Source organism: Mesorhizobium sp. WSM4810 (assembly GCF_055811235.1).
In genome coordinates this window covers 22128-47515 of record NZ_JBVVQV010000028.1, presented here as the reverse complement: position 1 = coordinate 47515, position 25388 = coordinate 22128, and the positions used below count along the sequence as shown (strand labels likewise).

Below are 25388 nucleotides of genomic sequence, written 5' to 3'. Positions count from 1 at the left end.
GACAACCGATGGATCCCGCCTGCAGATCGGCAGCGGAACAGAGCGGCTAAGCGCGTGTGAGGCTAGCGCGGGGTCGGTCAAAAGGGCATTGTCTCGGCTCACAGATGCAGTGTCGGCTCGGCAAAGAAGACGACCCTGGGCCCTATTGACGGATGATCGCCTTGGGGGGCGGAGAGATGACCGGCTTGCACAGATTTGAGAGGGCGGTCGTTGTTCAGGTTGGCCGCCACAGTTCTGAGCGTATCGTGTTCGATGTCAACCAGGCGGCCGCTATCCTGATCCGTGCCCTTCATCATCGGACCGAGAAACGGAGGGTAGCGATGGACGCTTGTCTGCAGGTATTGCGTGGTGAGGCCCATCCACCAGCTGCTCGAAGGGCTTTTGTGGCAGCCGCGCTTGAAGCAAAGATCCTGCGCAGCGATTGAATGCTGTTAGCGCATCAAGGCTTTGATGCTTCGAGTGGAAGTCGTCTGGCCTGCACACTCTTCCGGAGAAATGTAGGCGTTGGCGGCCCCGGACGCCTACCTCACTCGCCGATAAGACGTTCTGCCAATCGAACACGTTGACGAGGACGTGATTGGCGTCGAGGCCTGTCGATCCATCGGTGATCAGCACGCCGCGCGCATTGTTCCCGATCAGATTATGGAGAACATCTCGGCTAGTCATCGAAAGGGGTCGGTGCGTACATTTTTCCCTCGGCAATATGAAGTCGCGCGGCTTACGATCCGACACCTGATCCTAGACGGTCCAAGACGCCGGCGAGCTGGCCCTTCGCCGCAGCGGAAAGCGGCTTGATTGGCCGTGGGGGCTCGGCGGAACAGATTTCGAGGAGCTCGGCGATTGCGTAGACGACGCGAAGGCTCGAGAACGTCTTGAGAAGCTCCCACACCGGGGCCAGGGTGGCGTCGATCCGGTGTGCTTCTGCGTGGTCGCCGTGCTGAGCGGCTCTGACCATCCTCAGGCAGGGGTCGGGCAAGATGCCACCGAGGACGCTGTACCATGTATCGGCGCCGGCGATCAGGGCCTCGGTGGCGTTCCAGTCGCCGCTGTAGCCGATCGAGAATCCTTTCGGCACAATTTTTTTCTGGTGCGCAAGTTGGCCTTTGATAGCATCGCCCCGGTCGGCTGAGTTTTTAATAGCGAGGATCTCAGGCAGCTGTCCCAGACGCTCGATGAGCGCTGGCGTGAAGCGAAAATGCGTGTTTGCAGGATTGTCGTAGATCACGATCGGCAGGCCGCTTTCGCGCGCCACTGTCGAAAAATGCTCGAAAACTTCGTCGTCAGTGAGCGGGGTGTAGGAAATAGCCGCGAGCAACCCCGCGGCTGCGCCAAGGGCCTTGGCATCGCTCGCATAGTGTACCGCTTCATCGGTGCGCAAAGCGCCCACGCCCACCACGAGCGGGACTCGTCCACGCGTCTCGTCCAGCGCCTGGCAAATCGCCCGGCGGCGTTCCGCGCGCGACAGATACATGTAGGTGCCGGTGCTACCGAGCAGGCCGATGGAATCCACCTTTGCTGCGCAAAGCCGCGCTATCAGCTTTCGAAGCGCCAGGACATCGACGCCGCCGTACCTGTCGCTTGGCGTTATTGGGAAGGCCGAAAGGCCGCTCAGGAAAGCCATGCTGAAGCTCCCGTTGTTACATTGGGTGAAGCGTTGGGCATCAGACCCCGTCCAGCGCCTGCTCTAGATCCGCGATCAAATCGGCTGCGTCTTCGAGCCCTACCGACAGACGCATGAGGTCGTCGCCGACTCCGTCAGGCAAATGCGCGTCCTTGCGGATTGACTTGCGCGAGCGGGTCAGGCTTGCCGGATGATAGATGAGACTGTCAGCGTCGCCGAGGCTGACCGCCCTGATGATCAGCTTGAGCCGGTCCATCATACGGCGCGCGCCCTCGAACCCCGTTTGGAGGCCGAGAGCCAACATGCCCGAGCCTTGCGACATCTGTCTGCGCGCGATCTCCTGGTCGGGATGAGAGCCGAGAAATGGATAGCTAACCCAAGCCACAGCCGGGTGCGCCTCGAGCGCCTGAGCGACCGCAAGCCCAGAGACACTGTGACGCTCCATACGCAACGTGAGTGTCTTCAACCCGCGCAAAATCAGGAACGCCGACATGGGCGAGAGCGCTGCCCCGGTGAGATAGCGCAGGCCAGTTTCGCGCAGCAGGTGCATTGTTTTCGCATCGCCCAGTATCACACCGCCCAGAGCATCGCCATGGCCATTGATGTACTTGGTCAGCGAATGGATCACGATGTCGGCTCCGAGTTCCAGCGGACGCTGGAGGGCGGGCGAGGCGAAGGTGCTGTCGACGGCGACCTTCACGCCGCGAGAATGGGCGTGTTCGGCAATGGCAGCGATGTCGAGGATACGGCTCAGCGGGTTGATTGGCGTCTCGAAGAACACGAGCCGGGTCCTGTCAGTGATGGCGCCATTGAGATTGCTCGGATTCGACAGGTCGACGGCAACGACCTTGATGCCAAACTGCGGCAGCCCCTGCTCGACCATGGCGAGCGTATTTGAATAGAGTGTCTTGTGGACAATGAGTTCGTCACCTTGCGAAAGCAGCGAAAGGATCAGCGTGCCGAAGGCGGCGATCCCCGAGGCGAGTACCAGCCCAGCTTCGGCTCCTTCGAGATTGGCGAGCCGCTTTTCGAGGATCTCGGTGGTCGGGTTGTATTCGCGTGCGTAGAGCCTTCCGCCAAGCGCTGCGACGGCTTCGTTTGCTGCAACGCTTTCAAATCCATACGTCGATGTAAGAAACACCGGCGTCTGAACAGAATTGGAAAAGCCGGCCGGATCGTAGCCATGATGGATTGCCCGGGTGGCGAATGCGAGACCGACGTCGTTCCGGGACGGCGTTGATGTTGCCTCGGCTTCAAGCTGATCTTCGGCGCTGGTCATCGGCTTTAACCCTCTTGATTTCGGGGACAATGCCGTCACACTAACTCAGATGGAACGTCCAGTTGGCGATGAAAGAAATGGTCCAGCCTTCTCCTGAAGCGTCGACAGCTCGCTCGCAAGGTCTCGGCGCGCGCCAGATCTGCGAAGCTCTTCGCGAGCAGATCCTAGGTGGGATCTATGAAACGGGCAGCCAGCTGCCGTCGTCACGCGGCCTCGCAAATGAACTCGGTGTGTCGCGAACCACGGTCACCGTGGCGTATGATCAGCTGGTCGCCGAAGGTTTCATCGAGGTCATTCAAGGCGCAAGACCTCGCGTTGCCTCTTCGCTAGTCCGAAGTAAAGAGACCAGCGCGGTGCCGAAACGGACTGGCCCGATCCACCTTTCCTGTTACGGCGAGCGACTGCGCGCCAGTCCGCCACGGCGCGATTACCTCCCCAACCGCCTCAAGGTCGATTTCCGTTATGGCGATCTCGCCCCATCTGATTTCCCGGCGCTGACGTGGAAGCGTGCGATGAACGCGGCGATGTCACAAAGCCCCGGAAGGCTGGCCTATCACGATCCACGCGGCTCGCATCGCTTGCGCCAGGCGCTGCAGGGATATTTGTGGCGTGCCCGAGCGCTTAGCTGCCAGGTCGAGCAGATCCTCGTCGTCAGCGGATCACAGCAGTGCCTCGATATGTGCGCGCGCCTGCTGCTCGATCCTTCTGACAGCTTCGTGATCGAGGATCCCTGCTATAGAATGGCGCGCCAAGTCTTTGCCAGCACAGGAGCCACGCCCGTCGCTGTCGCCGTTGATAGCGAGGGCATGAAGACCGAGCTGCTGCAGGAGATCCCAGCGCGGCTGGCCTATGTCACCCCGTCGCACCAGTTCCCGCTCGGCGCCGTCTTGTCGATTTCGCGGCGGTATCAGCTCCTCGAATGGGCTCGGCGCAATGACGCCTATATTATCGAGGACGATTACGATGGCGAGTACCGGTACGATATTCGACCGGTGCCCCCGCTGCATAAGCTGGAAGACCGCAGTTCCGTAATCTATGTTGGCACGATCTCCAAGACACTGTCGCCGATGCTGCGCATCGGCTACCTGGTGGTTCCGGCCGAGTTGCAAGACGTCTTTGCGATGGCCAAGCAGCTTCTCGACAGGCATTCTCCGGTCGCGGAACAGGAGGCCCTGGCCTCACTCATCGAGAGCGGTGGTTATGAAAGCCATGTCCGCCGCGTCCGCCGTCTTAACGGCGAGCGGCGAGAGGCACTGCTTGCCGTCCTTCGACGCGCGTTCGCAGACAGCATTGCCATCGAGGGGGCCGATGCAGGGCTGCATGTCGTCGTCTGGTTCAAGGATCTTTCTCGGTCGCTGGAGGACGTCCTGGTTGAAGAGGCGCGGCGGGTCGGGGTTGGCATCCATCCGATTTCATTGCTGTACATCCGAGATGAAGGCCGTGCTGACCGGATTGGACTGGTGATGGGCTATTCCGCCCTGACGATTCGGCAGATCGAGAATGGCGTTCGGCTCCTTACTGGCGCTGTCCAACGGGTAAAAAGCTTTGCCAAGGATTCGGCAAGATGCTCAATACCCGCCCTGACAGCGAACGGGCCTGGCTCGTGACCCCGGAGTCACGCCGGCAGTGATCGCAGACCAGCAAGACTTGCCAGGACTGGCTCTGTCGGCCAGTCCGGGTCCGGGCAGTACTCTGACCCTGGGACCTGGGGAAAGGAATTCTTGAGGAGACTCTAAAATCCAGTGGAAGCAGAGGCGCCATCGCGGCCGGCTTAAAGGAGGAAGCGTTGTTGGATTTTCCGCTGATCGACGAAGAAATAGCAGAGATCGCACCTGACTTTCGCGCAATCAGCATTCTTGTTGATGCAGAGGACAGTGCGCGAGGCGTCATGGCTCGGGACGTGTTGGGAGAGGCTTGCGATTTCGCCCGAGCGGGGGGACCCGCCTGGGGAGAAGCGCACTTGGCCAATTGGGCGGAGGCATACGTCCGGTTCGGCGCGAAACCAAACCGGACGCCTTGCTCGGCGCAGGCATTGAAAAAACGGGTGGAGAAGGATGGCCGCATCCCACCAATAAATCCTGTCGTTGACCTCTACAATGCAGTGAGCCTGCGTTTCTCAATACCCATTGGCGGCGAAAATTTCGATGCATATGTCGGCAAACCGCGGCTGACGATTGCCGTAGGAACGGAGTCCTTCCACACTGTTTTGAATGGGGAAGCGGTCGTCGAAAGCGCTTCCAAGGGGGAGGTCATCTGGCGCGACGATCTGGGAGCTACATGTCGCCGCTGGAATTGGCGGCAGAGCACGCGCACCCGGTTGGAGACGGTGGGCGGCCGCATGTGGTTTATTTTGGAAAGCTTGGCAGCGATGCCGGAAGAGGCGCTCGAGCAGGCGGCTAACATGCTCGTGAGCGGTCTGAGAGAGCTGGCACCAGGGTGTAAGGTCTACAAGCAGGAAATCACCACCGCTAAAGCCTCGGTCGCTAGTCTCGACAGGCGGGTCGGTTGAGGAACGTGCCCGCCCCGATGATAATCGGTTCACTCCAAGCAGTCTGCGTTCCTTTGCGAGCTGGGTCTCCTGGGGCTGCGAAGGTCGATAGGAGGTAACCCCTCTGGCCATTTCGTACAGGCCAGCGGAAGGTGCACCGCATTCATAATTCGAATCGACCCAGTGTAGCCACGGTCCAAAGATGCGCACCTCTTCGGGTTGCTGCTTTGATCAATCTCGACGTCAGACGCTCCGGGGCGAGCTTCAGTCCTGGCACTCCGAGCCTTCATACATCTCGTCGCGAAAGCCGGATTAATTCGGATCGAAGCGGTTGCGAGACATCTGCCATGCTTGGGGAGACTCGCTCTCCGCCGAGGGGGATGCGGATCACGATCCATTTCCGCCTGCCTCATCGACGTGTGTGACGACCACGGCAGTTGTGCCCGATCTGCCGTTGGCCGCGTAACACCTGCCGTGCGGCAGTGCTCGATCGCCGACATGACCTTGAGCTGCCGAGGCTGAGCTGGCCTGCATACGCGACCTGATAGGCAGGCCGGGCAGCACGGAGCGATCTCGATCGAGTCGCCGCACGCTCACCCGTCGGGCGAGCTCTCCGCCTCCTTGAAAAGGCTAAGTTCTCGAGCTGACTGGCCTGCAGCATATCTGCGGGTCGAGCCCCAGCAGGACCCGGGTAACTCCGACTTCGGCGCCGGCCTCCAGGCTTGGCGAAGCTGTGACGCAGCGTGTGCCGGCCGGGCCCCTTTACGGGGTTGGCGCTTTTGCAGTCTCGGCGACAATCCGATGGATCTGCACGTCGGGTAATCGCGTGCTGCCCCGGGAACAGCCAGCCACCGCAGCGACGCCCTGCTGCCGCCCGACCTTCCATCCGTAGCGCAGTTGGCTAAGCCGGCCGGCCGACGGGATGGCATCACGGCACCGTGCGCCGCGCCAACGCTCGATCGGCAGCAGCATGCGCTCTTTGTGACCGTGGGCCATAATGCACTGGCCGCTCCTCCTCCCTTGAACGAGCCGCACGAGATGCGCCATCTCCGGGTAGGTGTCTTCAACAGCACCCCATCAGGGCCGCCAGAAAGGCTGCCCCTGATTCTATCTTTATCGCCGGCAACTCGATCGGTAGCGGTACGCTGGCGACGGCGGAGCCACGGACGGTTGGGCGAAGCCAAGAGATGTCGGGGGCGCAGAAGCCGGAGGGCCTCATTGTTGGACCGCCAAATTGTTAGCCCGATGATCCCCCGCCATGCCACTTCACCAACTGGACGGCTTCAATTGCAACGAACTGGCTGTTTCCAGAGGGCCAGATTGCAAGTATCTGACCTGCAATGCACACAAGGAGTTCCCCCGATGTACACCCCTCCAGCCTTCCGGGATGATGATATCGATTTCCTGCGAGCGAGCGTCCGCGCAGCGCCGCTGGCGAACTTCGTCACTGCCACGGCCCAATGACTTTTCGCCTCGTCACTGCCCCTCTTGCTTGATAAAAGCGAGGGCGAGCACGGCGTGATCTACGGCCAGCTCGCGAAGGCCAATCCGCAGTGCCGTGTTCCGCCGCTGAGCGATGGCTTGGCCACCTTCATGGGGCCGGATGCTTACGTGACCCGGCGTGGTATGCGGCCAAACGGGAAACCAGGAAGGTTGTGCCGACCTGGAAGGGACGCGCTATGATCGCGCTGGGCATCGGCCTCGCTACGAAGAAGCAGCCTGCCACATCAGTTTGGCTCCGGATCGGTTCAGCATCTTTCCGGGTTGGCGCCTACTCTGCGGAAGCAGCTGGATAGCCTCGATCGATCTTCGGTCATTTCGCCTAGCAGATCAATGTTCTCAAGAGGCGCGGTAGTATCCGCTGCGTGAAAGTCGGCTCACAATGAAGCACAATCGTGTGAATAAAGAGCGGGTCAGTTCGATTGATTCGCCTCCCTATGCCGATCATTTCGGCCTCGTAAATCAACAAACGGCAGAAGCCAGTCAGCCGAGAATGGCGGCCGCCTTCATGGAGGAAAGCCTCTCCGTGCGCCAGGCGCCACTTCGGTTTGCTCTCGACCACATGGCGACGCCCGGGCTTGACGTCAGGACGTTCTTCGCGCTCGCCCGCGATCTCGGTCTGACCGACGTGCAAATCCGGAATAATCCCTGCAGTAAGGCTGTTGTGCGCGGCAAGCCGCCGGCGGAGGTTCGGTCTGCCGCTGCCGAAGCGGGCGTCACGATCATCTCAGTCAACGCCCTACAGCGGTTCAACGAATGGACTCCCGCCCGCAAGGCCGAGGCCAGCAAGCTCGCCGATTATGCGGCCGCCTGTGGCGCCCAGGCGCTCATGCTAGTGCCGGTGAACGACGGTTCGTGGTCCGCCAATGGCGAGCGCAATGGCAATCTCCGCGTCGCCTTGAAGGCGCTCAAGCCGATACTTCAGTCACGGGGTCTGGTTGGGCTCATCGAACCGCTTGGCTTCCAGACCTCCTCGCTTCGGTCGAAGACCGAAGCGGCTAACGCTATTGCCTGGGTTGATGGCCAGTCCGTCTTCCGGCTTGTGCACGATACATTCCATCACACACTCGCCGGCGAGACGTCCTTCTTCTGCGATCTGACCGGTCTCGTGCACATTTCAGGCATAAACGATCCAACCTTGTGGGTTCACCCGGATCGCCTCCTGGGAGGTTCCGACAATTGCAGCCAGATCCGGGCGCTACTTGATGGCGGCTATACGGGTCCCTTTTCTCTTGAGCTCGTCGAGGAAGTCCACGCATTGAATGACTCTGCAGGCGCATTTGCCGCCAGCATCGATCTCATCCGACACGGGCTACTGGCGCGAGTGCCGGTCTAAGGCGCGTAGACAAATTGAGCGGAGTAGTCATTCGAGATCGCTCCTATGTCCCGCTCATGCAGATGCTTGCCGGATCACCATTGTCAACACTGGCCATTGGACTGCCTTGGGCGGCCGCGGCAGTTCGATGGGCCCGCAAGGCGAAGGTTGGATCTGATGCTGAGGGCGACGGACTATCGGAATTTTCGGACGAAGAGCACCTGATGGCGGACAAAGGGCGAGTGCGCGAAGCCAATCGCAGGTGGTCCTGAGGTGATCTTCTTCTAGGACCGCGGTCGCGCAGCAGCTGCTTCACCTAGGCGGCCTCTCCGGGATTCACCGACGACCCGCTTCATCCGACCAGAAGTGCCGGTGCCAGACCCGCAGTTATGAGCTCTCGGATAGCGCGTCGGACAAGAATTCTGGCGCTCCGATCTGCGATTCAGCGTTATTAAAACCCCAGCTTCCTCTTCAGTTCCGCGTTCTCCTTGCGCAGGCGTTCCGCGAGCAGGCTCTTCAGTCGTTTGTTTTCTTCCTCAAGCGCGACGAGGTCCTTCAGATCGTCACCAACCGATGCGGGCAACGCAGCTTTCTTCCATTGATAGTAGGTCTGTTCCGAAATGCCGGCCTGCTTTACGGCGCTCTTGAGGGTGGCGCCGCCACTGATAGACTTCTGTATCAGGGCGAGCATCTGGGCGCGCTCGTTTTTCGAGTAGATCTTACGTCCGGTCCGCACGGTCGCTGCTGGTGCTTCCTCCGCCTGAGACGCCGCATTGGGCGCTTTCCGAGCAGGCGGCCTAGGCTCAGCCTTCGCTTTCGGCGACCGTTTGGCTTTCTTCTTTTGAGGCCCCTCTACCTTGGCTGCCGGTTGCGTTGCAGTTATTTCTGGTTCTGCGTCCAGGGGATTTGCCATGAGATACTCCGCTCGCGGTTTGTGCAAGTGTTCAGCATCAAGCGCTACAACACTTGAGTCAACAGGGCGACCATTTGGCAACTCCATCTCCTCGAGTTCCCTTGTTGTCTCGGCCATTGCTGCGGTAAGATCGACATCGCTCCAGATCGAACGACTCCGTTTTTGAGAACTGCGCTTCTGTCTAATCTCCACCGTGAATGCTCGGGGCTGCCGCCTCATAGGTCGTTCCTTGTGAACACGAATTATGCAGGAAGTCGCGGCAGACGACGGATGAAGGTCTGGCCGCTTCTTCTGTAGCCGAGCTATATGCATCCGACCGCCCGAGCAAGCCCCGCTGGCGACGCACACCCCGGAACAGACCGGTTCCTATGAGCACCTAAGAGCAAGTATGCAATGCCATCTCGGGACCGAGGAGATGGTGGATTCCTGCAGCATGCAAAAGCTATCTCCCGTGTTTTCGATGGTAGCGCGACGGCTGGCATCCGAACTGAAAGGAGCTGCTCAAGAGCTGCGATCCAATCTGCGCTGGCAATGCAGGACGGCATACCTCCGAAGGCCGGTGCTACCGACGCTAGCCTGCTGATTAAAAACATGAACCGACATCGGTTGGCGCCGAAGAACGGACAGCTGCGCAGAATTGGCGAGCGGGGAGAGGCGAGGGCACGAGCCGAGTCGAACTCGCATCGAGCGTCGTCCGGCAGCGGCAGAGCATGACAGGCTTCTTCGACAAGAACGGAGCCTGACCGAAGCTACTCGTCGCCGCAGTCGTTGCTGGGGCGACCCTTCTTTCACGAGTACCGCGGCGGCGGCCGCCTGGTCGGAACGTCGTCCCGGTACTGACCGAGTGAATTTTGCGGAGCCACGCAGCGGCGTCGTGCGCAATCGGGAAAGCCAATATAGGCTTGCCCTGGGCAGCACGTTTTCGTGGCCCGCGGAGTGCATAAATTCCCCGAGCCTTCACCGGGCCGCTATACCTCTTGGGAGCGAGTTTGCCACGCTCACGATATGTCCGGAAAAGTTGTTTCCCCTTTCACGCCGAGCTTCAAGCCGCTTCACTTGTGTTCGCCTCCTCCTGAAGGCCTGCCAACCCGCTTTTCGGTTCGATCGATGGCGCGTTCTCAAGGCCGATCATGGCCGTGATGTCGACGGTGAGGTTTGGGAATGCTGAAGGACGCACGCCTGGTTGCCTCTCCGGCAGCCAGGCGATCACGGGGGACTTCGCTGAGCCATCAGCAAGCATTGCTGCAAAACGGCGCCAAAACTGCCCCCGACCGGCCTCGGCGTCGCCCGACCATTAGTGAGCGGTCCGACTCTGGGCAACGCACCGCTCCTGTTCGGAACACCGCATGAAGCGAAAGAGCCATTTTGGTGGGCCCGTTATGCTTCGTCCAGCAAACGATCGGCGGACGCGAGCAGCTTGTGAGGGATGCAGCCGAATGCAGCGCTGCTCCCACAACTGGCGAAGCTCCTTTGTAAGAGCTTCACGCTTAGCTTCATCTAACGTGATTGAATTGAGGAGATCCCCCAGCACGGCTTCGGCCTCGATCTGAATGAGCAGAGCGTACACTTCATTTGAAATGCGCACACTGTCCCGAGTGGAGTGGACTGCGCGGGCATTTATGAAAGGAATGTCGGCCATGGCGATAGATCACATCATTTCAGATGTTTTCCGGCAGATAGATGTCAAACGGGAGAAATGTCTGCCCCGGCGTCTCCGCGGTGCCGGTCCTGATGGCGCGATCCATCAGCAACATCAGCTCCTGGCAAAGTCGGCGCAGTGGCGTCGCCACCGCCATCGTGATGATGTCGTCCGCGAGGGCCTCCCGCGACTCCGGCGTGATTTCATTCACGATCGCGACGAGATCCTGGCCTTTGCCCTCTTCCCGGAGCGCGGAGATAGCCCCCTCCATGCCACCGCCGGCCATGTAGAAGCCGACGAGCTCAGGTTCCCGCTGCATAAGATCCAGCAGCGCCTCGTAGGTGATCTGTCGCTTCTCAAGATTGACGAGCGTATCCAGCACCTCGAATGCTGGCTCGTTCTCACGGAAATAGGAACGAAACCCGCTTTCCCGCAGCTCATGACCCTGGAAACGGTGGCTGCCGACAAACACGGCCACCTTGCCAGACCGTTTAGCGACCTTGGAGAACATCCAAGCTGCCGTCCGACCGACGCTGCGGTTGTTGAGACCTATGTAGCCCTCGCGCACGCCGGCGGCGAAGTCAGAAAGTAGCGAAAAGACCGGGATGCCTTTCGCCTTGAGCTCCTCGACTGCTGCCGTGATCTTCGGGTGATCTGGCGCCACCATGGCGATCGCGTGGCATCGGCTACCAAGATCCTTAAGCAGTGCCGTCAGATCCCCAGGCAAATGTGACGGCGCGAATTCGATGAGCGGAATGCCGTGGAAGCAGTGGGCCGAACTGACCGACGCCTCGACCTCGCGCGCGAACTCCTGGTAGAAATGCTGGGCCGGTTTCCTCAAGATGAAGCCCAGCCGGTAGCGGGGCAGGTCCTTTCCCGTGCGCTGTTTGATAAGTCCCGCAGCATGATAGCCGATCGCGTGGGCCGCGTGGTGGACGCGACGCGCGGTCTCCTCCCGCACCGGAAGGCGAGCGTTCAGCACCCGATCGACCGTTGCCACGCTCACCCCCGCTTCGCGGGCGAGATCGGCAATTGTAGGGCGCTTTGCCGTCGCTCCGATTTTGATCGGCTGGCGCTCCGTCATCCGGTGCGTGCCGGCGACGGATTGGGGCGGCAAAGTGGTTTCGGCATCCTCCCCGATCGACGGCCTATACATTGATCAGCGCTCCAGGCGCACCCGGGCGTGTCTCGGTCTGCGGTCCGTTTCCATAGGGCGTGCATGTTTCTTGTCCTCACCGCATTTGATGCTTCTGATCTGTGGCCCGCGAACCGCTGTTTAGACCCGGCGAGCCGATTGTTTGGTGGCTGATGAGCCGGCGACTTGGCTGGTCGCGCTGCAGCAATCTTGCTGGGGCGCGTGGTCGGTTTAATCTCTCGGCAAGCTCCCGTAGAAGGCAGCTTTCATGCGCGTTTCGTCCAGTTCGCCTTCCCAGCGGGCGACAACCAGCGAGGCCACCGCATTGCCGATTACGTTCGTCAGCGCTCGGCATTCGGACATGAAGCGGTCCACGCCAAGGATGAGGGCCATCCCAGCAACGGGAACGCTTGGTATTACGGAGAGCGTAGCAGCCAAGGTGATAAAGCCGGCCCCTGTTATACCTGCGGCACCTTTCGAGGAAAGCATCGCGACAAGCAATAGGAATATCTGATCGGGAATTGACAAGTGCGTGTTCGTTGCCTGGGCGATGAAGAGGGCGGCGAGCGTCATGTAGATATTGGTGCCGTCCAGATTAAAGGAATATCCAGTCGGGATAACGAGACCCACGACGGAACGCTTCGCGCCGGCGTTCTCCATCTTCGCGATGAGCGAAGGCAGTGCGGCCTCCGAGGAGGACGTTGCCAGGACCAGCAGCAGCTCTTCCTTGATGTAGCGCACGAGAGAAAAGATCGAGAAGCCGTTGTATCGGCAGACCGCGCCTAGAATCCCGAATACGAAGAGGAAGGCGGTGAAATAGAACGTCGCGACCAGCATAGCGAGGTTGGCCACCGAACCGATCCCATATTTGCCGATGGTAAAGGCCATGGCGCCGAAAGCGCCGACGGGCGCGGCCCTCATCAGAATGCCGACCAGCTTGAACACCGGCGCGAGGAGCGCCTGAAGCAAAGAAAGCACAGGCTTGCCCGTGTCGCCGACCATCGCCAGAGCGATGCCGAACAGCACCGAGAAGAACAGGACCTGCATGATGTCGCCTTCGGCGAAGGCACTAACGATCGTCGAGGGAATGATGTTCATCAGGAAGCCGGTCACCGACTGCTCGTGGACCTTGGCGGCATAGCCCTTCACGGCCTGGGCATCGAGCGACGCCGGATCGATGTTCAGGCCGGCACCCGGCTGAACGACATTTGCGACAATGAGACCGACAATCAATGCGAGGCTCGAGAAGGTGAGAAAATAGATCATTGCTTTGCCGGCGACGCGGCCGACCTTCTTGAGGTCATTCATACCGGCAATGCCGGTCGTCACGGTTAGAAAGATCACCGGCGCGATGATCATCTTGACGAGCTTGATGAAGGCATCGCCGAGCGGCTTCAGGCTCTCGCCGACGTCCGGGTAGAAATACCCAACTGCGACACCGAGTGCGATGGCGGTAAGCACCTGAATGTAGGGCTGGGCGCAGAAGGCCTTGCGGGGCGCAGGACCCGCGCTTCGGATTGGTGAAACCAACAGCTTTTCTCTCCCTGACCGGGTCGCGGTGGGGTCTCCTCCCTCCCGCGCTTCTCCCATCGCGGCGCTCCGGTCACGCGCTGCTGGCATGTCGACAGCAAGTGTCGTGCCAAGTGAAGGCCCGCGCCCAATAAGGTATTCCTCCGCTCGGTGAGGCAGCCTCAGTAAGGGCGGGTTGTGCGAGCTTCCGCACTGTTGCCGTCATCTCGGGCGAAATCCCGCACTAACGCCAGCTTTGCACCCATTGCTTTAGCCTGACAGCCACCAGTCGCTAACTCTGGCATCCGCTGTGCTCGCTCGCTTCTTTGTCGCATTTGCGACCCGGCCGGGCACGGAAGTGGAGGATTCCTGACACGAGGCTGGCTCTTACCGCGCTCCCGCTGCAGCCGTGGCATCCCGACGGGTCGTCGATAAGACCGAATGATTCACCGGACCTGGCGCGCATCAGTGCGACTCAGAAGATGCTTCATAGCGCGAACACTTTGGCCGCTCGACGACACTTCGGGCCGTAGTGTCCGACGAGCCGCCCTAACGCCGACAGCATCCCGGAGGCGTCGACCTCCGTACGCTCACCGCGCGGGGCATCCATGAACACGCCGGGGTAACTCTGCCGTTCGAGATCGATCTGTCGGCGAATCTCAGTTGATGGAATTCTATCATGTTCTCCTGCTTTCCTTTCAGAAATGCGAGGAAAGCTCGGTTGACTAGCCATCCTCGTTCCCGCTCTGTAGGGCAACGTGTGGTTGCGCTCCGGAAGCCTGAACCGCGCCTCAGTTCAGTAAGGGATAGCCAAGCCATGCATCAAGCCTTGCCTCCGGCGTCTTCCGGGCTTGCCCCTCGTCAGGCCCTGACCGACGCCCAAAACCGTGACCCACACGTGATCTTATGCAAGGCAGTATGTCGCCTGCGGAACTCTGGCGTCCTCCCGCCGACACATCACGACTACCCGCATCAACGTCTCAAGCGTTCCGGTAAGCGGCTCTCACCCGTAAGCAAGTGCGCCAATCATGCTGCGGCTCGCGGTGCGAAGACATTCTTGTTGGTGCCGGCCATCGGTGGCTCGGGCCCTGATGCCATCTGATGATGCGTTTACGCCGGGGGACATCGCAGGTCCAGATGGCGCGGCGTTGCTGTCGCGGCCCAAGATCGAGGATGACATGTCAGATCAGGACAATGGTCGCCAATCTGAAGACAGTGCTGAGCAGACTTCGTCAAGCTGCACATCATTGCACGACACCAAAAGGGATGACTCGGAACCCGCCATTCTGCCGTCGCGCGCGAGCGCGCTTGCCGGCATCTACGAAATTTCGAAAGCGCTCACCGCCCCCTCCGGGCTCGAGGTCAGGCTGGCCAAGGTTGTAGACCTGCTGCGATCGTTTCTGCAGATGAGGCACGGCATCATCTCTCTTTTCGACGGTGATGGCGAACTGGAGATCATCGCAGGCGCCGGCCGGACCGAGAGCTGCAGTGAGCGCTGCCGGACGTACCTGCCACGAAATGCAATCGACCAGGTTTTGGCGACGGACAAGCCCCTGGCCACCGAGAACATCGCGGTTCATCCGGCTTTCGCCGCCGACATGGACGTGCTCGGGGCTTCCGACGGCATACCAGTGTCCTTCGTCGGCGTTCCCATTCGCGTCGATGCAAATGTCGTGGGCACGCTGACCATCGACCACGTACTGCGCCATGGCTCAAGAGTTTGGCTCGATTACAGCCTCTGTCTGCTCCCGCTAATCGCCAACCTGGTAGGGCAGGCAGTGAAGTCGCATCGCTCTTTCGAGGGCGACCGCGAACAACCAATGGCAAAGCAGGACTCCCTGCCAAAGCAGAAGCGCCTGGCCCCGCAGCGTAACACTCACGTGGAGGGGATGATTGGCGACAGTTTGGCGTTGCGCGGTCTGCTTGAGAAGGTCGCGCTCGTAGCCAAGGCCAAGATTGCGGTTCTGTTGCGAGGCGAATCCGGTACCGGGAAGGAGCTGGTCGCCAAGGCTATCCACGAGTTGTCCCCGCGCGCCAAGCGGCCCTTCATCAAACTCAATTGCGCGGCGCTACCCGAGACTGTGCTGGAATCCGAATTGTTCGGCCATGAAAAGGGTGCATTCACAAGTGCGTTCAACTCGCGCAAGGGGCGCTTTGAGCTCGCCGACAAGGGGACATTGTTCCTAGACGAGATCGGCGAGATTTCGGCCTCGTTCCAGGCAAAGCTCTTGCGCGTGCTGCAGGAGCAGGAGTTTGAGCGGGTCGGGGGCAACCAGACCATTAAAGTCGACGTCCGCATCATTGCCGCTACGAACAAGAACCTGGAAGAGGCAGTTGCCAGAAACGAGTTCCGTGCCGACCTCTACTACCGCATCAGTGTTGTTCCCTTGCTGGTGCCGGCGCTTCGCGAAAGGCGCAGCGATATTCCGCTCCTCGCAGCTGAGTTTCTCAAGAATTTCAACGATGAGAATGGCCTTATGTTGACCTTCGATCCGAGCGCGATCGAAGTACTGGTAAACTGTGACTTTCCCGGCAACATTCGCGAATTGGAAAACTGCGTGTATCGGACCGCGGTTCTGGCGGCGGGGCCATCAATCGGGAAAGATGACTTTGCATGCTGCCAAGACAAATGCTTCGCCGAGGCGCTGCATAATTGCAGACTTGGCAAAGTCGCGCTGCAACCCTCGCCGATCGGGCCGCTACCATTGGTTCGGGCCATGCCGCTGGCTGCTGGGGTTAGTTCTGCCGCCGTCCCACCGCCGTCAGCGACCGAAGGGCAGCCGCCGCTGGACCCAGTCGGGGTAGTCCACTCTGCGAGAATGGCCGATGCCGAACGTGTCATCCAGGCGATGGAGAGATGTGGCTGGGTCCAGGCAAAGGCGGCACGCCTGCTCGGACTGACGCCGCGCCAGATCGGCTACGTGTTGAGGAAATACGGCATCGAGATCAAGCGTCTTTGAACAAATCACCGAGCCGAGTAGCTGGGACAATCAAGCATTCGTGCCTTGGCGCCCTTGAGACGAGTGATGCGGGGCTCCTGCAATTCCGATCCGATCGCACAGGCCGCGCTGCCCCCGCGGTCGTCGCCCCACCGTGCACCCGGGTCTGACGGCAGCGCTATCGTCGGTGGTCCAGGCCATCTCTTGATCACCAGCTCGTACCGGACGCACTGAGACCGAAACGGAGAAAAATTGATGTCTGATGCAAAACTGCAAACTGTGCTTTCTTCCCTTTCGCAAGTAGCGGGACAGTTAGATGTTCTGCTGTCCGACAAACCGGCGCCGGATCCTTGTTGCGTCAAGCTAAACACGAACGAGAACCCGTTTCCGTTGCCGAAAGCCATAATGCAAAGTGCGATGGCGGCTCTCGAACGGCAATATCTATATCCAGAAGACGACAACGTCAGCTTGAGGCAAGCAGCGTCGGAAGCCTACGGCGTCTCGAAGGATCAGGTGATCGCCGGAAACGGATCGTCTGAACTGCTCGGGCTTATCTACAGAGCTTTCCTGGTTCCAGGAGACAGAATGGCGATGATGTCGCCGGGGTTTTCGTTCAACCGCAAACTTGCCCGTTTGCAGGGTGCTCAATTTCTCGAAATCGGATGGTGCGCAGATCATTCCTTGCCCGTCGAAGACTTGCTTTCGGGACCAGCAAAAGATGCCAAGTTCATTCTGCTGGCCAACCCAAACAATCCGACCGGGACGTTTGTTCCTGTGGCCGATGTTGAACGCCTGGTATCACAATCAGACCGTCTGATTGTCTTGGATGAGGCCTATGTCGATTTTGCACCGGACAATGGTCTGCATCTCCTCGATCGCTATCCAAACCTCCTGATCTTGAGAACATTCTCGAAAAGCTATGCCACCGCCGGCATTCGCGTCGGTTTCGGACTTGGCCACCCTGAAGTCATTGGCAGGCTGCGGGATCTCCAGAACGTCTTCAACATGAACGTGATCGGCCAGGCTGTTGGCATCAGTGTGCTTGGGCACCGCGGCGCCTATGCCGAGAACCATAAGCACATCAAGCATGAAAGACAGCGAGTGACGGTGGCACTGTCGAAACTCGGATTTTCCGTAATACCTTCTCACGCAAATTTCCTGCTAGCGCGTGTTCCACGGGGGCAGGAAGGCTCATGGTGGCAAGCAGCCTTGGAAAGGCAAAAGATACTCGTCGCCTTCTTTCCGGATGCAGGGCTGGAAAATTACATCCGCATCAGCATCGGTACAAAAACCGAGATGGATGAATTCCTTGAGGCCGCCAGAGAGATAGCTGGAAGGGCGGAGGAAACGATCCCGCTGTGCCGGCCGTCAGCGGCTGCTGCTTCTGCCTTAATCAGTCGATAGTTCCCCGGCCATTAAGCGAACCGATAATTTGAATTTGCTTGCATCATTGCGAGCACGAACTGTTGCAAAGAGTTGGAGAAATCGCGTGAAGAATGCCTTCCCCCGGGGCCTGACCTTCGGCATATTCGACCACCTGGACGAGGATGGCTGCGAGATTGCCCGACAATACGCCGATCGCCTGAGTTTAGCAGAGGCGTGCGATCACCTTGGTTTCTACGCATATCATCTGGCAGAGCACCACTGCACTCCGCACGGGAGGGGCCCATCGCCGAATCTGTTCTTATCTAGCGTCGTCCAGCGCACCCGGCACCTCCGCGTCGGCCCGATGGTAATGCTCCTTGCCCTTTATCATCCGCTGCGTGCGTTCGAGGAGATCTGCATGCTGGACCAGTTGAGTGGTGGCAGGGTCGAACTGGGTATAGGGCGCGGCTCTCTCCCAGTCGAACTTGGTTATTTCGGGATTGCTGCGGAGGCGGCGCCAGGTCACTATGCGGAAGCCAGCGAAATCCTCATCAAGGCAATGAAGGGCGACACGCTGTCCTATCGCGGCCGCCATTTTGAGCTGAATGACGTCCCTTTGACGCTGAGATCTTATCAGCGCCCCCATCCACCGACATGGATCGCCACCAATAGACCCGAGTCGGCCAGCTGGGCCGCTTCAAGTGGCGCCAATATCGCGTGCCTGGGACCTGCCTCTTCTGTTCGCAGAATTACTGATGCATTCCGAGCCTGCCGGGAGCGCAGTGCCGACGCGGACGAGCGAGGGCCATTTCTTGGAATGCTCCGCATGGTCGTGATCGCGCGATCGGAAACAGATGCATATGCGCTCGCGGCACCCGCTTACGAACGATGGCTCAAGAGCTTCAGGTTCCTCTACGACCTCAATGCGCTCCAGACGCCCCCAAATCTGCCGCTGAGCTTGGATGCAGCAATCGAAAGCGAATTGTGCGTGGTGGGAACGGCATCTTCCGCGCGACAAGCTCTTCTTAATCAACTCGAAGAGGCCGGTGCTAATTATCTACTTTGCCAACTTGCATTTGGGAATCTGTCCTTAGACGCTTCGCTATACACCGCAAGGACGATCCAATCTGAAATCATGGCTCGAGTTACCTGACGTGAAATGCTCGTTCCGCGTTCGAAGTTGAATTTCTCCGGCGCACCATCACCTTCTCGGTCCCGCGCATGATGCCGATATAGTGCTTGGTGTGACGGCGCAAACCTTCAGGCCTTATGCGCCCGACGAGACGACAGTGTCTTTCTTTACGAGGACACGGCCAGCAGTCGCGCCGATATCGTGGCAATCGCGCTGAAGCTCAAGCCGCTGAAGGTCGGCATTGTCGGCCTCGGCGGTACAGGCTCCTACGTCCTGGACTATCTCGCCAAAACGTACGTCCGCGAAATCCACCTCTTCGACGACGACGGGTTCCAGCACAACGCTTTCCGGGCTCCGGGGGCGGCTTCGGGCGAAGATCTGGAGGAGGAACTCGCCAAAGTCCAATTCCACGCGCGTAGCTGCGCAACGCAAAAGTGCGCTAGCGGAACAACAACTCCAAAACGACACCGTGCTTGCATGCGATCTGCAAGACATTGACGCCGGGCATCAAGCTAAAAGGAGAGATAGCCACAACCAGGATCACCCGCCATGCCTTGCCCATTCCGTGCGCCCTGTTCGCCTTGGCTGCGGGGGCAAGCGACACAAAGGGATCGCACCATACTGACTACCGTCCAAATTGCGGGCGTTCATTGAAGCGCAGTGAAGGCAAATTGGCGATGGCCGCAGGCGTTTCTCCGCCTTAGAGCCAAGTTCCGTTATCGGGATTCCAACGGCCGCGGGCATTCTCCGGGGACGCGAGACTATCGACAATGGGACCGAAGAAGCGTCGCAATTCTTCTTGGAGTTCCGCAAAGGTCGGCGGTTTGAGAGTCGGTGGGTTGCGGCGAAGAAAGCCGCTCCAAAGACCGCGATCCTCTACAATCGCTGCAAAGGCCTCTGTCAGACCCGCGGGCATTGCGGTGGGGATAGCAGTCTCTCGGCGCCGAAGCGTGCCGATGACCGCTTCGACAACGTTCGACGCGTCGAAGGGGAAGATGCGGGTCGTGACCCAGATGTCGTAAAAGTCCTTGATCCGGCCGTTTGCTTCCCCAAAGCGGAGCATGACCTCGAACTTCTCCGCGACCACCGTTTCGGGGGGATACATCAGCACGCTTGCCTCCGGTAGGTTCGGCAGCAGGCTGGGAAAGGTCCCTCGCTTTGGCGACGGATAGACATGATCGCCGAAGCCGATGTCGACTTGCACGTGAATTTTCGCGCCAGCCAAGTCCGCAGTCAGGATTAGCTGGACACCCTGATACGGCTTCGCGAACAGCCTCGATCTTGAGGTTGCCTGAGTCGAACTGGATCCCGTCATCGGGCGCTTCAACTTGGCAGATGCGGACGAACAGTTCGGCGATAGCTGCGGGGTCGGGACTGCCCTCGCCTAGCAGATCGAGATCCCCGGTTGGCCGAAATACGTGCTCCGGCCAGGTGACGAACAGCATGGCGCCCTTGAGCACATAGCGAGCGGCACCCTCGGTTTTGCTGAGGCGAAAGAGCAGGCGTTCGATTGCGTAGCGTGTCAGGACGCGCTGGTAGTCATCACCGTGTTGCTTGGCATGATTGAGCAGTCGGGCTCTGATTGAAACATCTAGATTTTTGACGATCTTAGCGGTCACTGGATCGCCTTGATCAAAGGCTCCATTCGGCCGACCACGCGATCGATGGCGGCGAACTTCATCAGTTCGCTCGGTGTGGTCTTTCGTTGGTGTAGAGATTCGCGCAGCGCTTCGATAGCGACGTCCTCACCAACGTTGCGTCGGTGCTTGAAGCAGTCGGCGACAGTCTTCGCTACCCCGTATATCGGCACGTCAACGCCTTCTACGCGGATATGCTCTACTCCCGCAGTCAGCGCTTCACCGCGGACGATTTCGAGCCGGAGGCCTTTGTGCGGGGTGCGGGCCTTGTGTGGAATGGTCATCCAAACGGCATGAGGCAGCTGAGTGGTTAGCCCATGCTGTCGAAGTGCGCTGATTAGGCTGATCACTCCGTGAGGCACAAGCCGGCTGGCTTCCGCCAGATCGTGCGCGGCATCCTCCCCGACGCGATTGGGATCTTGATAGAGGCCGCGACCGAGGCGAACCAGGTCGCCGGCCTCGGTCAGGCGCCTTAGATACACTAGGGGAATGCCGGCAGCCTTGAAGTCGCGGGCGCGCGCAATTCCTTTGTCTTTGGTCAGGCTAAGAGCGCGTTCACGATAGGTCATATGATGGTCGGTCATTAGTTATCTTTTGTATAAGACTATAGGAGAGGTGCCGACAAAAAATAACAGGATCAGGTTTTCTAATTTGCTAATGCTCTTCCTCAAGAGCCACTGTGGATACGGCAGCCTCTGACAAGGGGCGTTGGGACTCGCTTCGTGAGCTTGTTAATCAATTGAAGACAAATTCGAAAAATTGCCGACAAAAAAACTCCTTGGAATTTTTAAATTGATGTCATATATTTCTTATGACCATGGTTTCGTCAAGCTCTCCTCCTGGTGATCTCACACCCAAGCACGTCCGGGCAGCCCGAGCGCTCCTGGCGTGGTCTCAACAGGATCTTGCCAAGGCGGCCAGTGTGGCGACCTCGACGGTCGCTGACTTTGAGCGCGGTAGACGAACCCCTGTAGCAAACAATGCCCAAGCCATCCGGGGCGCTCTTGAGGGCGCTGGCATTCGGTTTCTTGCCACTGGTGCTGTTATCGGGCCCGAAGTTCCCATCATTGCCACTTCCGACCAGCCTGCAATCCCAATCAGATGGTCAGCGCCGAGGACCTTTCAAACTGGGCAAACCGCAACGACGGAGCCATCAGCCTTCCGACGCTTGTCGCACATCTGATCCTCGCCACCTACGGCTCAGCAGTCCACCTTCGCTTTCCTTCGGATGAAGGGGTTCGTTATCCAGGCTGGGATGGACGTACTTCGGCCGATAACCCCAGTCCCTACGTACCCGAGGGTGAAGCCGGGTGGGAAATTGGCGCACAGCGAAGCAATATCGTCCAGAAAGCGAATGAGGACTATCGCAAGCGGAAGATCGATCCTTCTCCCCTCGACCCAGCCAGCGCCGCCTTCGTCTTCGTTACTCCGCGCCACTGGCCTGGGAAGGACGAATGGGCCAAAGCGCGTCAGAGTGAAGGCCCGTGGAAAGAGGTTCGCGCCTACGACGCTGATGATCTCGTCCATTGGATCGAGCAGGCGCCGGCCGTCGGTCTTTGGTTGGCTACGCGACTGGGAAAGCGACCCAATGGAACCCGAGAACTGGAGGAAGTTTGGGAAGAATGGTCGCTTGCTACGGAGCGGCCGTTGACCACGGACCTCGTTCTCAGTGACCGCGACGAGGACGCTGCGGAAGTTCTGCGTTGGCTTCGGGGAGCCCCGTCCGTTCTCTCCTTGCAGGCAACCGCTGCAGATGAGGTGATTGCATTCTTCCATGCCGCACTCGGTGAACTGCCTGACGATGTGGCTGCTGCCTATCGCTCCCGCTGCCTGGTGGCGACCACTCCCGAAGCGGCCAGGGCTCTCGCTAACGCGCCGGCGCCCCTCCTTCTGCTTTTGACTGAACCCGAGCCCGGACTAGCCAACGTTCTCGCAACACGGGGCCACTATGTGTTGCAGGCCTATGATGATCGTCGAGTCGCGCGCGGCGACGTGCGTGTGCTCACCAGACCGTCGCGCGAGGGGATCGCCAGTGCGTTGAGCGCTGCCGGCATAGTCGAGCAACGGGCAGAAGCGCTCGCTCGCGACTGTGCGCGCAATCTCGCCGTCCTTCGCCGCCTGATGCCCGGCGCCCCTGGCCGCCAGCCAAAATGGGCCAGGGAACCGGTATCTCGCGCTTTGCTCACCGCCCTCCTAGCGGGGGGATGGGACGAGACTTCCGCAGCAGATCGAGCGCGCCTCTCAGAACTCGCGGACGCTCCTTATGAGGCTTTTATCGCAGACCTGACAGCATATATCGGGGAACTCGATAGCCCGCTGCAGAAGGTCGGATCGACTTGGCGCGTTGCCTCCCCCTCGGATGCGTGGATGCTGCTTGCGCATCATCTGACGAACGCGGACGTCAAGCGTTTCGAGGCTGCAGCCTACGCGGTTCTGGCTTCCGCCGACCCGCGCTTCGACATGGATCCCGACGAGCGCTGGATGGCGGGGGTTCGCGGCATCCATCGCGACTACTCGGGCATGCTGCGCAATGGCATCGGCCAGGTTCTTATCCTGCTGGCGCTTTGGGGTGATCGGGTGCGGGCCGTGGCCGACGCGAGGCGGCGCACCGACAACATAGTAAGCAGGCTCCTCAAAAACGCGGATCAGAGGCGGTGGTGGTCCTTGTCGAGCGACTTCCGACTTCTCGCGGAAGCCGCGCCGCAGGCTTTTCTCGCCGCGATTGAAGAAAGTCTCGACCAGGACGAACCTGCCATAGCTTCGCTGTTTGGCCACGATGGAGGTGGGTTCGTCGGGACTGAATATCTTTCCGATCTGATGTGGGCTCTGGAGTCGTTGGCTTGGTCGCCTGAATATATGCCAAGGGTAACTCACCTCTTGGCGCGACTTGACGCGATTGACACCAAGCCGCGTCGCTATTCCAATGGACCCGCAAATAGCTTGCGCGAAATCCACCGTCTGTGGATACCTCAGACCTACGCGAATCTGGACCAGAGGCTTCGCGCGCTGGATTTGATCCGCAAGCAGGAGCCGGATGCGGCATGGAAGCTGATGCTCGATATCCTGCCGCGTGGACACGATACCTCATTTCCAACTTCTATGCCGCGCTGGCGCGATTTTACGGTCGACAAAATAGAGACAGTGACATGGGCGCTCATTGGGCGCGGGGCGGCCGCTATCAGCAAGCGCTTGATTGCCGACGTGGGCCTGAGTTCCGCACGCTGGCCGGATCTGCTCGACCGGCTGGGCGATTTGGCGCCCGATGCTGAACCCGCTCTGGCAGCGCTCGTGGCGGCCGAGGTAAGTTTCATCGAAAAGGCGGATCGCCGGTCCCTCTGGGAGAAGTTGCGGGATGTGCTCCATCATCATCGACAATTTCCCGATGCCGAGTGGTCTTTGCCGGACCTAGTACTCGATAGATTGGAGAGCATCTACGAATGTTTCGCGCCCACCGATCCGTTTGAGCGAACAGCCTGGCTCTTCAAGCAAACCGTTCAACTGCCCAAGCTCTCTTCCAAAGGCTGGGAGACGGAACAGCGCGACATTGACGCCGCACGACAGCAGGCGGTTCAGGCGCTCTACGCCGAGGGCGGGCTCCCCGCCGTGTTTGCGCTGGCGCGAGCGAGCGAAATCCCGGGTTATATTGGCAAGGCTCTCTGCGATGTCGGCCTGCCGTACCCGGATATCGAGGTGCTGCTGACATGCGCTGTTCAAAGCGATGATGGGCACGAGAGGGATGTGGCCCACGGTCTCATCGTTTCACTATTTCGGGATCGGAAGGAAGCCTGGGCAAACGCGCTGATCGATAGGGCCCTGACCGAGAACTGGGGTGACACGGCGCTGCTTACAATCCTTCGGGCGCTTCCTGTTGCCCGTTGGACCTGGGAACGGATAGCCCAGATTGGTGGCGAGATAGAAGCAACTTACTGGCGCCGAGCACCAGTGTTCTGGATCGACGAGGATAGTGGCGACGTCATCTATGCGATCCGCAAGCTGATCAGTGCTGGACGAGCCCGGCACGCCCTGACGCTCGCGCGGCGCGGAAACAAGGCCCACCTGCCGTCCGAGTTAATGGTCGAGATGCTGGAGGAGACCTCACGTCAGCCAATCGAAGACGGCGACCCCAACGAGGCGGCGATGTTGCAGCACGATGTGGCTGAAATCCTAGAGGCTCTCGACGAGCGCGAAGATGCCGACCGAAATGTTCTGGCTAAGCTCGAGTGGAGATATCTACGGATCCTGGAGTATTCGCGGCGGCGCCCCAAGGTTCTGCTCAGGGCACTTTCGGAGCAACCATCACTGTTCGTCGAGATGCTGAGCGCAGCCTTCAGGGCAAGCGAGGAAAGCGGTATCGTTGAGCCTGAACCCGATGACTCCAAGCATGCGCAAACCGTCGCCACGCAGGCCTATCGGCTGCTGGAGCTTTGGAACTATATTCCTGGAACACGCGACGACGGCACTATCGACGGCGAGGAGCTCGAGACCTGGATAAAGCAGGCCAGGGCACTTGCCAAAGCGGTCGGCCGAGAAAACATCGCCGACAGCCGAATTGGAAATCTCCTCTCGGCCTCGCCGGTCGGCTCAGATGGCAATTGGCCAGCTGAACCGGTGCGCGAGGCGATAGATCTTTTTCGCAGCAAGCCGATGATTGATGGTTTTGTTGTCGGCAAGAGCAATCGCCGCGGTGTCACGACGCGTTTGCCGCGCGATGGCGGAGAACTCGAACGCCTGGAGGCGGCGAAATATCGAACATGGGCGAAAGCGATCGCCTACGATCATCCGCGCACGGCCAAGGCGCTTGACACCCTCGGCGACGAATATGAAGCGGAAGCGCGTCGGCATGATGAGGACGCCGAGCGGATCGACTGGAGAACTTAGGCACGCTCTCGATCGTTTTGAGCGCTCCAACTACAGAC

The 25388-nt window shown here is 59.7% G+C and carries 18 protein-coding genes and 2 pseudogenes; 11 read left to right on the top strand and 9 right to left on the bottom strand.

Features of this window, described 5'->3' with window-relative positions; all coding sequences use genetic code 11:
- The first annotated feature begins 152 nt into the window (after positions 1–152).
- The gene (locus AC0L3O_RS29040; protein ID WP_348626648.1) at positions 153–425 is read left to right on the top strand and encodes a DUF982 domain-containing protein; all 273 of its coding nucleotides are present in this window, start codon (positions 153–155) and stop codon (positions 423–425) included.
- Positions 426–718: 293 nt separating this feature from the next.
- Here the strand turns inward: AC0L3O_RS29040 and AC0L3O_RS29035 are convergent, their stop codons facing one another.
- Together AC0L3O_RS29035 and AC0L3O_RS29030 are read right to left on the bottom strand one after the other, a co-directional pair.
- Positions 719–1621: a dihydrodipicolinate synthase family protein gene (locus AC0L3O_RS29035; protein WP_473617338.1), complete on the bottom strand. Its 903-nt coding sequence runs from the start codon at positions 1619–1621 to the stop codon at positions 719–721.
- Positions 1622–1661: 40 nt separating this feature from the next.
- Positions 1662–2900, bottom strand: a complete 1239-nt coding sequence (locus AC0L3O_RS29030; RefSeq protein ID WP_473617337.1) for a trans-sulfuration enzyme family protein — start codon at positions 2898–2900, stop codon at positions 1662–1664.
- 68 nt (positions 2901–2968) lie between these two features.
- Between AC0L3O_RS29030 and pdxR the strand changes: the two genes are divergently transcribed.
- The 4 genes and pseudogenes from pdxR (at position 2969) to AC0L3O_RS29010 (ending at position 8224) form a co-directional block, all read left to right on the top strand.
- On the top strand, positions 2969–4507 hold the full coding sequence (gene pdxR / locus AC0L3O_RS29025) for a MocR-like pyridoxine biosynthesis transcription factor PdxR (RefSeq protein WP_473617361.1): 1539 nt from the start codon (positions 2969–2971) through the stop codon (positions 4505–4507).
- 179 nt (positions 4508–4686) lie between these two features.
- Positions 4687–5409 carry a B3/B4 domain-containing protein gene (locus AC0L3O_RS29020; RefSeq protein ID WP_176478102.1) on the top strand — a complete coding sequence of 241 codons (723 nt, stop codon included), beginning with the start codon at positions 4687–4689 and terminating at the stop codon, positions 5407–5409.
- A 1341-nt stretch (positions 5410–6750) separates the two neighbouring features.
- Positions 6751–7082: pseudogene (locus tag AC0L3O_RS29015) on the top strand (FMN-binding negative transcriptional regulator); the annotation flags it as partial.
- 299 nt (positions 7083–7381) lie between these two features.
- Complete coding sequence (locus AC0L3O_RS29010) at positions 7382–8224, top strand: TIM barrel protein (RefSeq protein WP_065011503.1); 843 nt, start codon at positions 7382–7384, stop codon at positions 8222–8224.
- 430 nt (positions 8225–8654) lie between these two features.
- Here AC0L3O_RS29010 and AC0L3O_RS29005 read toward each other — a convergent pair whose 3' ends face one another.
- From AC0L3O_RS29005 to AC0L3O_RS28990, 4 genes are all read right to left on the bottom strand, one after another.
- Positions 8655–9116: a transposase gene (locus tag AC0L3O_RS29005; RefSeq protein WP_473617336.1), complete on the bottom strand. Its 462-nt coding sequence runs from the start codon at positions 9114–9116 to the stop codon at positions 8655–8657.
- Between the two features lie 1042 nt (positions 9117–10158).
- Positions 10159–10326: a hypothetical protein gene (locus AC0L3O_RS29000; protein WP_156768530.1), complete on the bottom strand. Its 168-nt coding sequence runs from the start codon at positions 10324–10326 to the stop codon at positions 10159–10161.
- 448 nt (positions 10327–10774) lie between these two features.
- Positions 10775–11839 (bottom strand): LacI family DNA-binding transcriptional regulator, encoded by a 1065-nt coding sequence (locus tag AC0L3O_RS28995; RefSeq protein WP_473617360.1) that lies wholly within the window; start codon positions 11837–11839, stop codon positions 10775–10777.
- 282 nt (positions 11840–12121) lie between these two features.
- Positions 12122–13480, bottom strand: coding sequence for a dicarboxylate/amino acid:cation symporter (locus AC0L3O_RS28990; protein WP_095780352.1), 1359 nt, complete (start codon positions 13478–13480; stop codon positions 12122–12124).
- Positions 13481–14577: 1097 nt separating this feature from the next.
- Between AC0L3O_RS28990 and nifA the strand changes: the two genes are divergently transcribed.
- The 3 genes from nifA (at position 14578) to AC0L3O_RS28975 (ending at position 18856) form a co-directional block, all read left to right on the top strand.
- Positions 14578–16359, top strand: coding sequence for a nif-specific transcriptional activator NifA (gene nifA / locus AC0L3O_RS28985; RefSeq protein WP_473617358.1), 1782 nt, complete (start codon positions 14578–14580; stop codon positions 16357–16359).
- 234 nt (positions 16360–16593) lie between these two features.
- Positions 16594–17742 (top strand): histidinol-phosphate transaminase, encoded by a 1149-nt coding sequence (gene hisC / locus AC0L3O_RS28980; RefSeq protein ID WP_473617334.1) that lies wholly within the window; start codon positions 16594–16596, stop codon positions 17740–17742.
- A gap of 85 nt (positions 17743–17827) precedes the next feature.
- Complete coding sequence (locus AC0L3O_RS28975) at positions 17828–18856, top strand: LLM class flavin-dependent oxidoreductase (protein WP_473617333.1); 1029 nt, start codon at positions 17828–17830, stop codon at positions 18854–18856.
- 114 nt (positions 18857–18970) lie between these two features.
- Here AC0L3O_RS28975 and AC0L3O_RS28970 read toward each other — a convergent pair whose 3' ends face one another.
- Entirely contained in the window at positions 18971–19174 is a 204-nt protein-coding gene (locus AC0L3O_RS28970; protein WP_473617367.1) for a hypothetical protein, read from the bottom strand.
- Here AC0L3O_RS28970 and AC0L3O_RS28965 point away from each other — a divergent pair.
- Positions 19076–19333, top strand: coding sequence for a hypothetical protein (locus tag AC0L3O_RS28965; RefSeq protein WP_473617357.1), 258 nt, complete (start codon positions 19076–19078; stop codon positions 19331–19333). The genes AC0L3O_RS28970 and AC0L3O_RS28965 overlap by 99 nt on opposite strands.
- A 202-nt stretch (positions 19334–19535) precedes the next feature.
- Here the strand turns inward: AC0L3O_RS28965 and AC0L3O_RS28960 are convergent.
- Both AC0L3O_RS28960 and AC0L3O_RS28955 read right to left on the bottom strand, forming a co-directional pair.
- Positions 19536–20280: pseudogene (locus tag AC0L3O_RS28960) on the bottom strand (nucleotidyl transferase AbiEii/AbiGii toxin family protein).
- A 170-nt stretch (positions 20281–20450) separates the two neighbouring features.
- Positions 20451–21056: a type IV toxin-antitoxin system AbiEi family antitoxin domain-containing protein gene (locus tag AC0L3O_RS28955; RefSeq protein ID WP_473617332.1), complete on the bottom strand. Its 606-nt coding sequence runs from the start codon at positions 21054–21056 to the stop codon at positions 20451–20453.
- Between the two features lie 227 nt (positions 21057–21283).
- Here AC0L3O_RS28955 and AC0L3O_RS28950 point away from each other — a divergent pair, with 227 nt between their 5' ends.
- Together AC0L3O_RS28950 and AC0L3O_RS28945 are read left to right on the top strand one after the other, a co-directional pair.
- On the top strand, positions 21284–21655 hold the full coding sequence (locus AC0L3O_RS28950) for a helix-turn-helix domain-containing protein (RefSeq protein WP_473617330.1): 372 nt from the start codon (positions 21284–21286) through the stop codon (positions 21653–21655).
- The gene (locus tag AC0L3O_RS28945) at positions 21574–25350 is read left to right on the top strand and encodes an XRE family transcriptional regulator (RefSeq protein ID WP_473617329.1); all 3777 of its coding nucleotides are present in this window, start codon (positions 21574–21576) and stop codon (positions 25348–25350) included. Before AC0L3O_RS28950 ends, AC0L3O_RS28945 begins: the two co-directional genes overlap by 82 nt.
- Positions 25351–25388 lie beyond the last annotated feature (38 nt).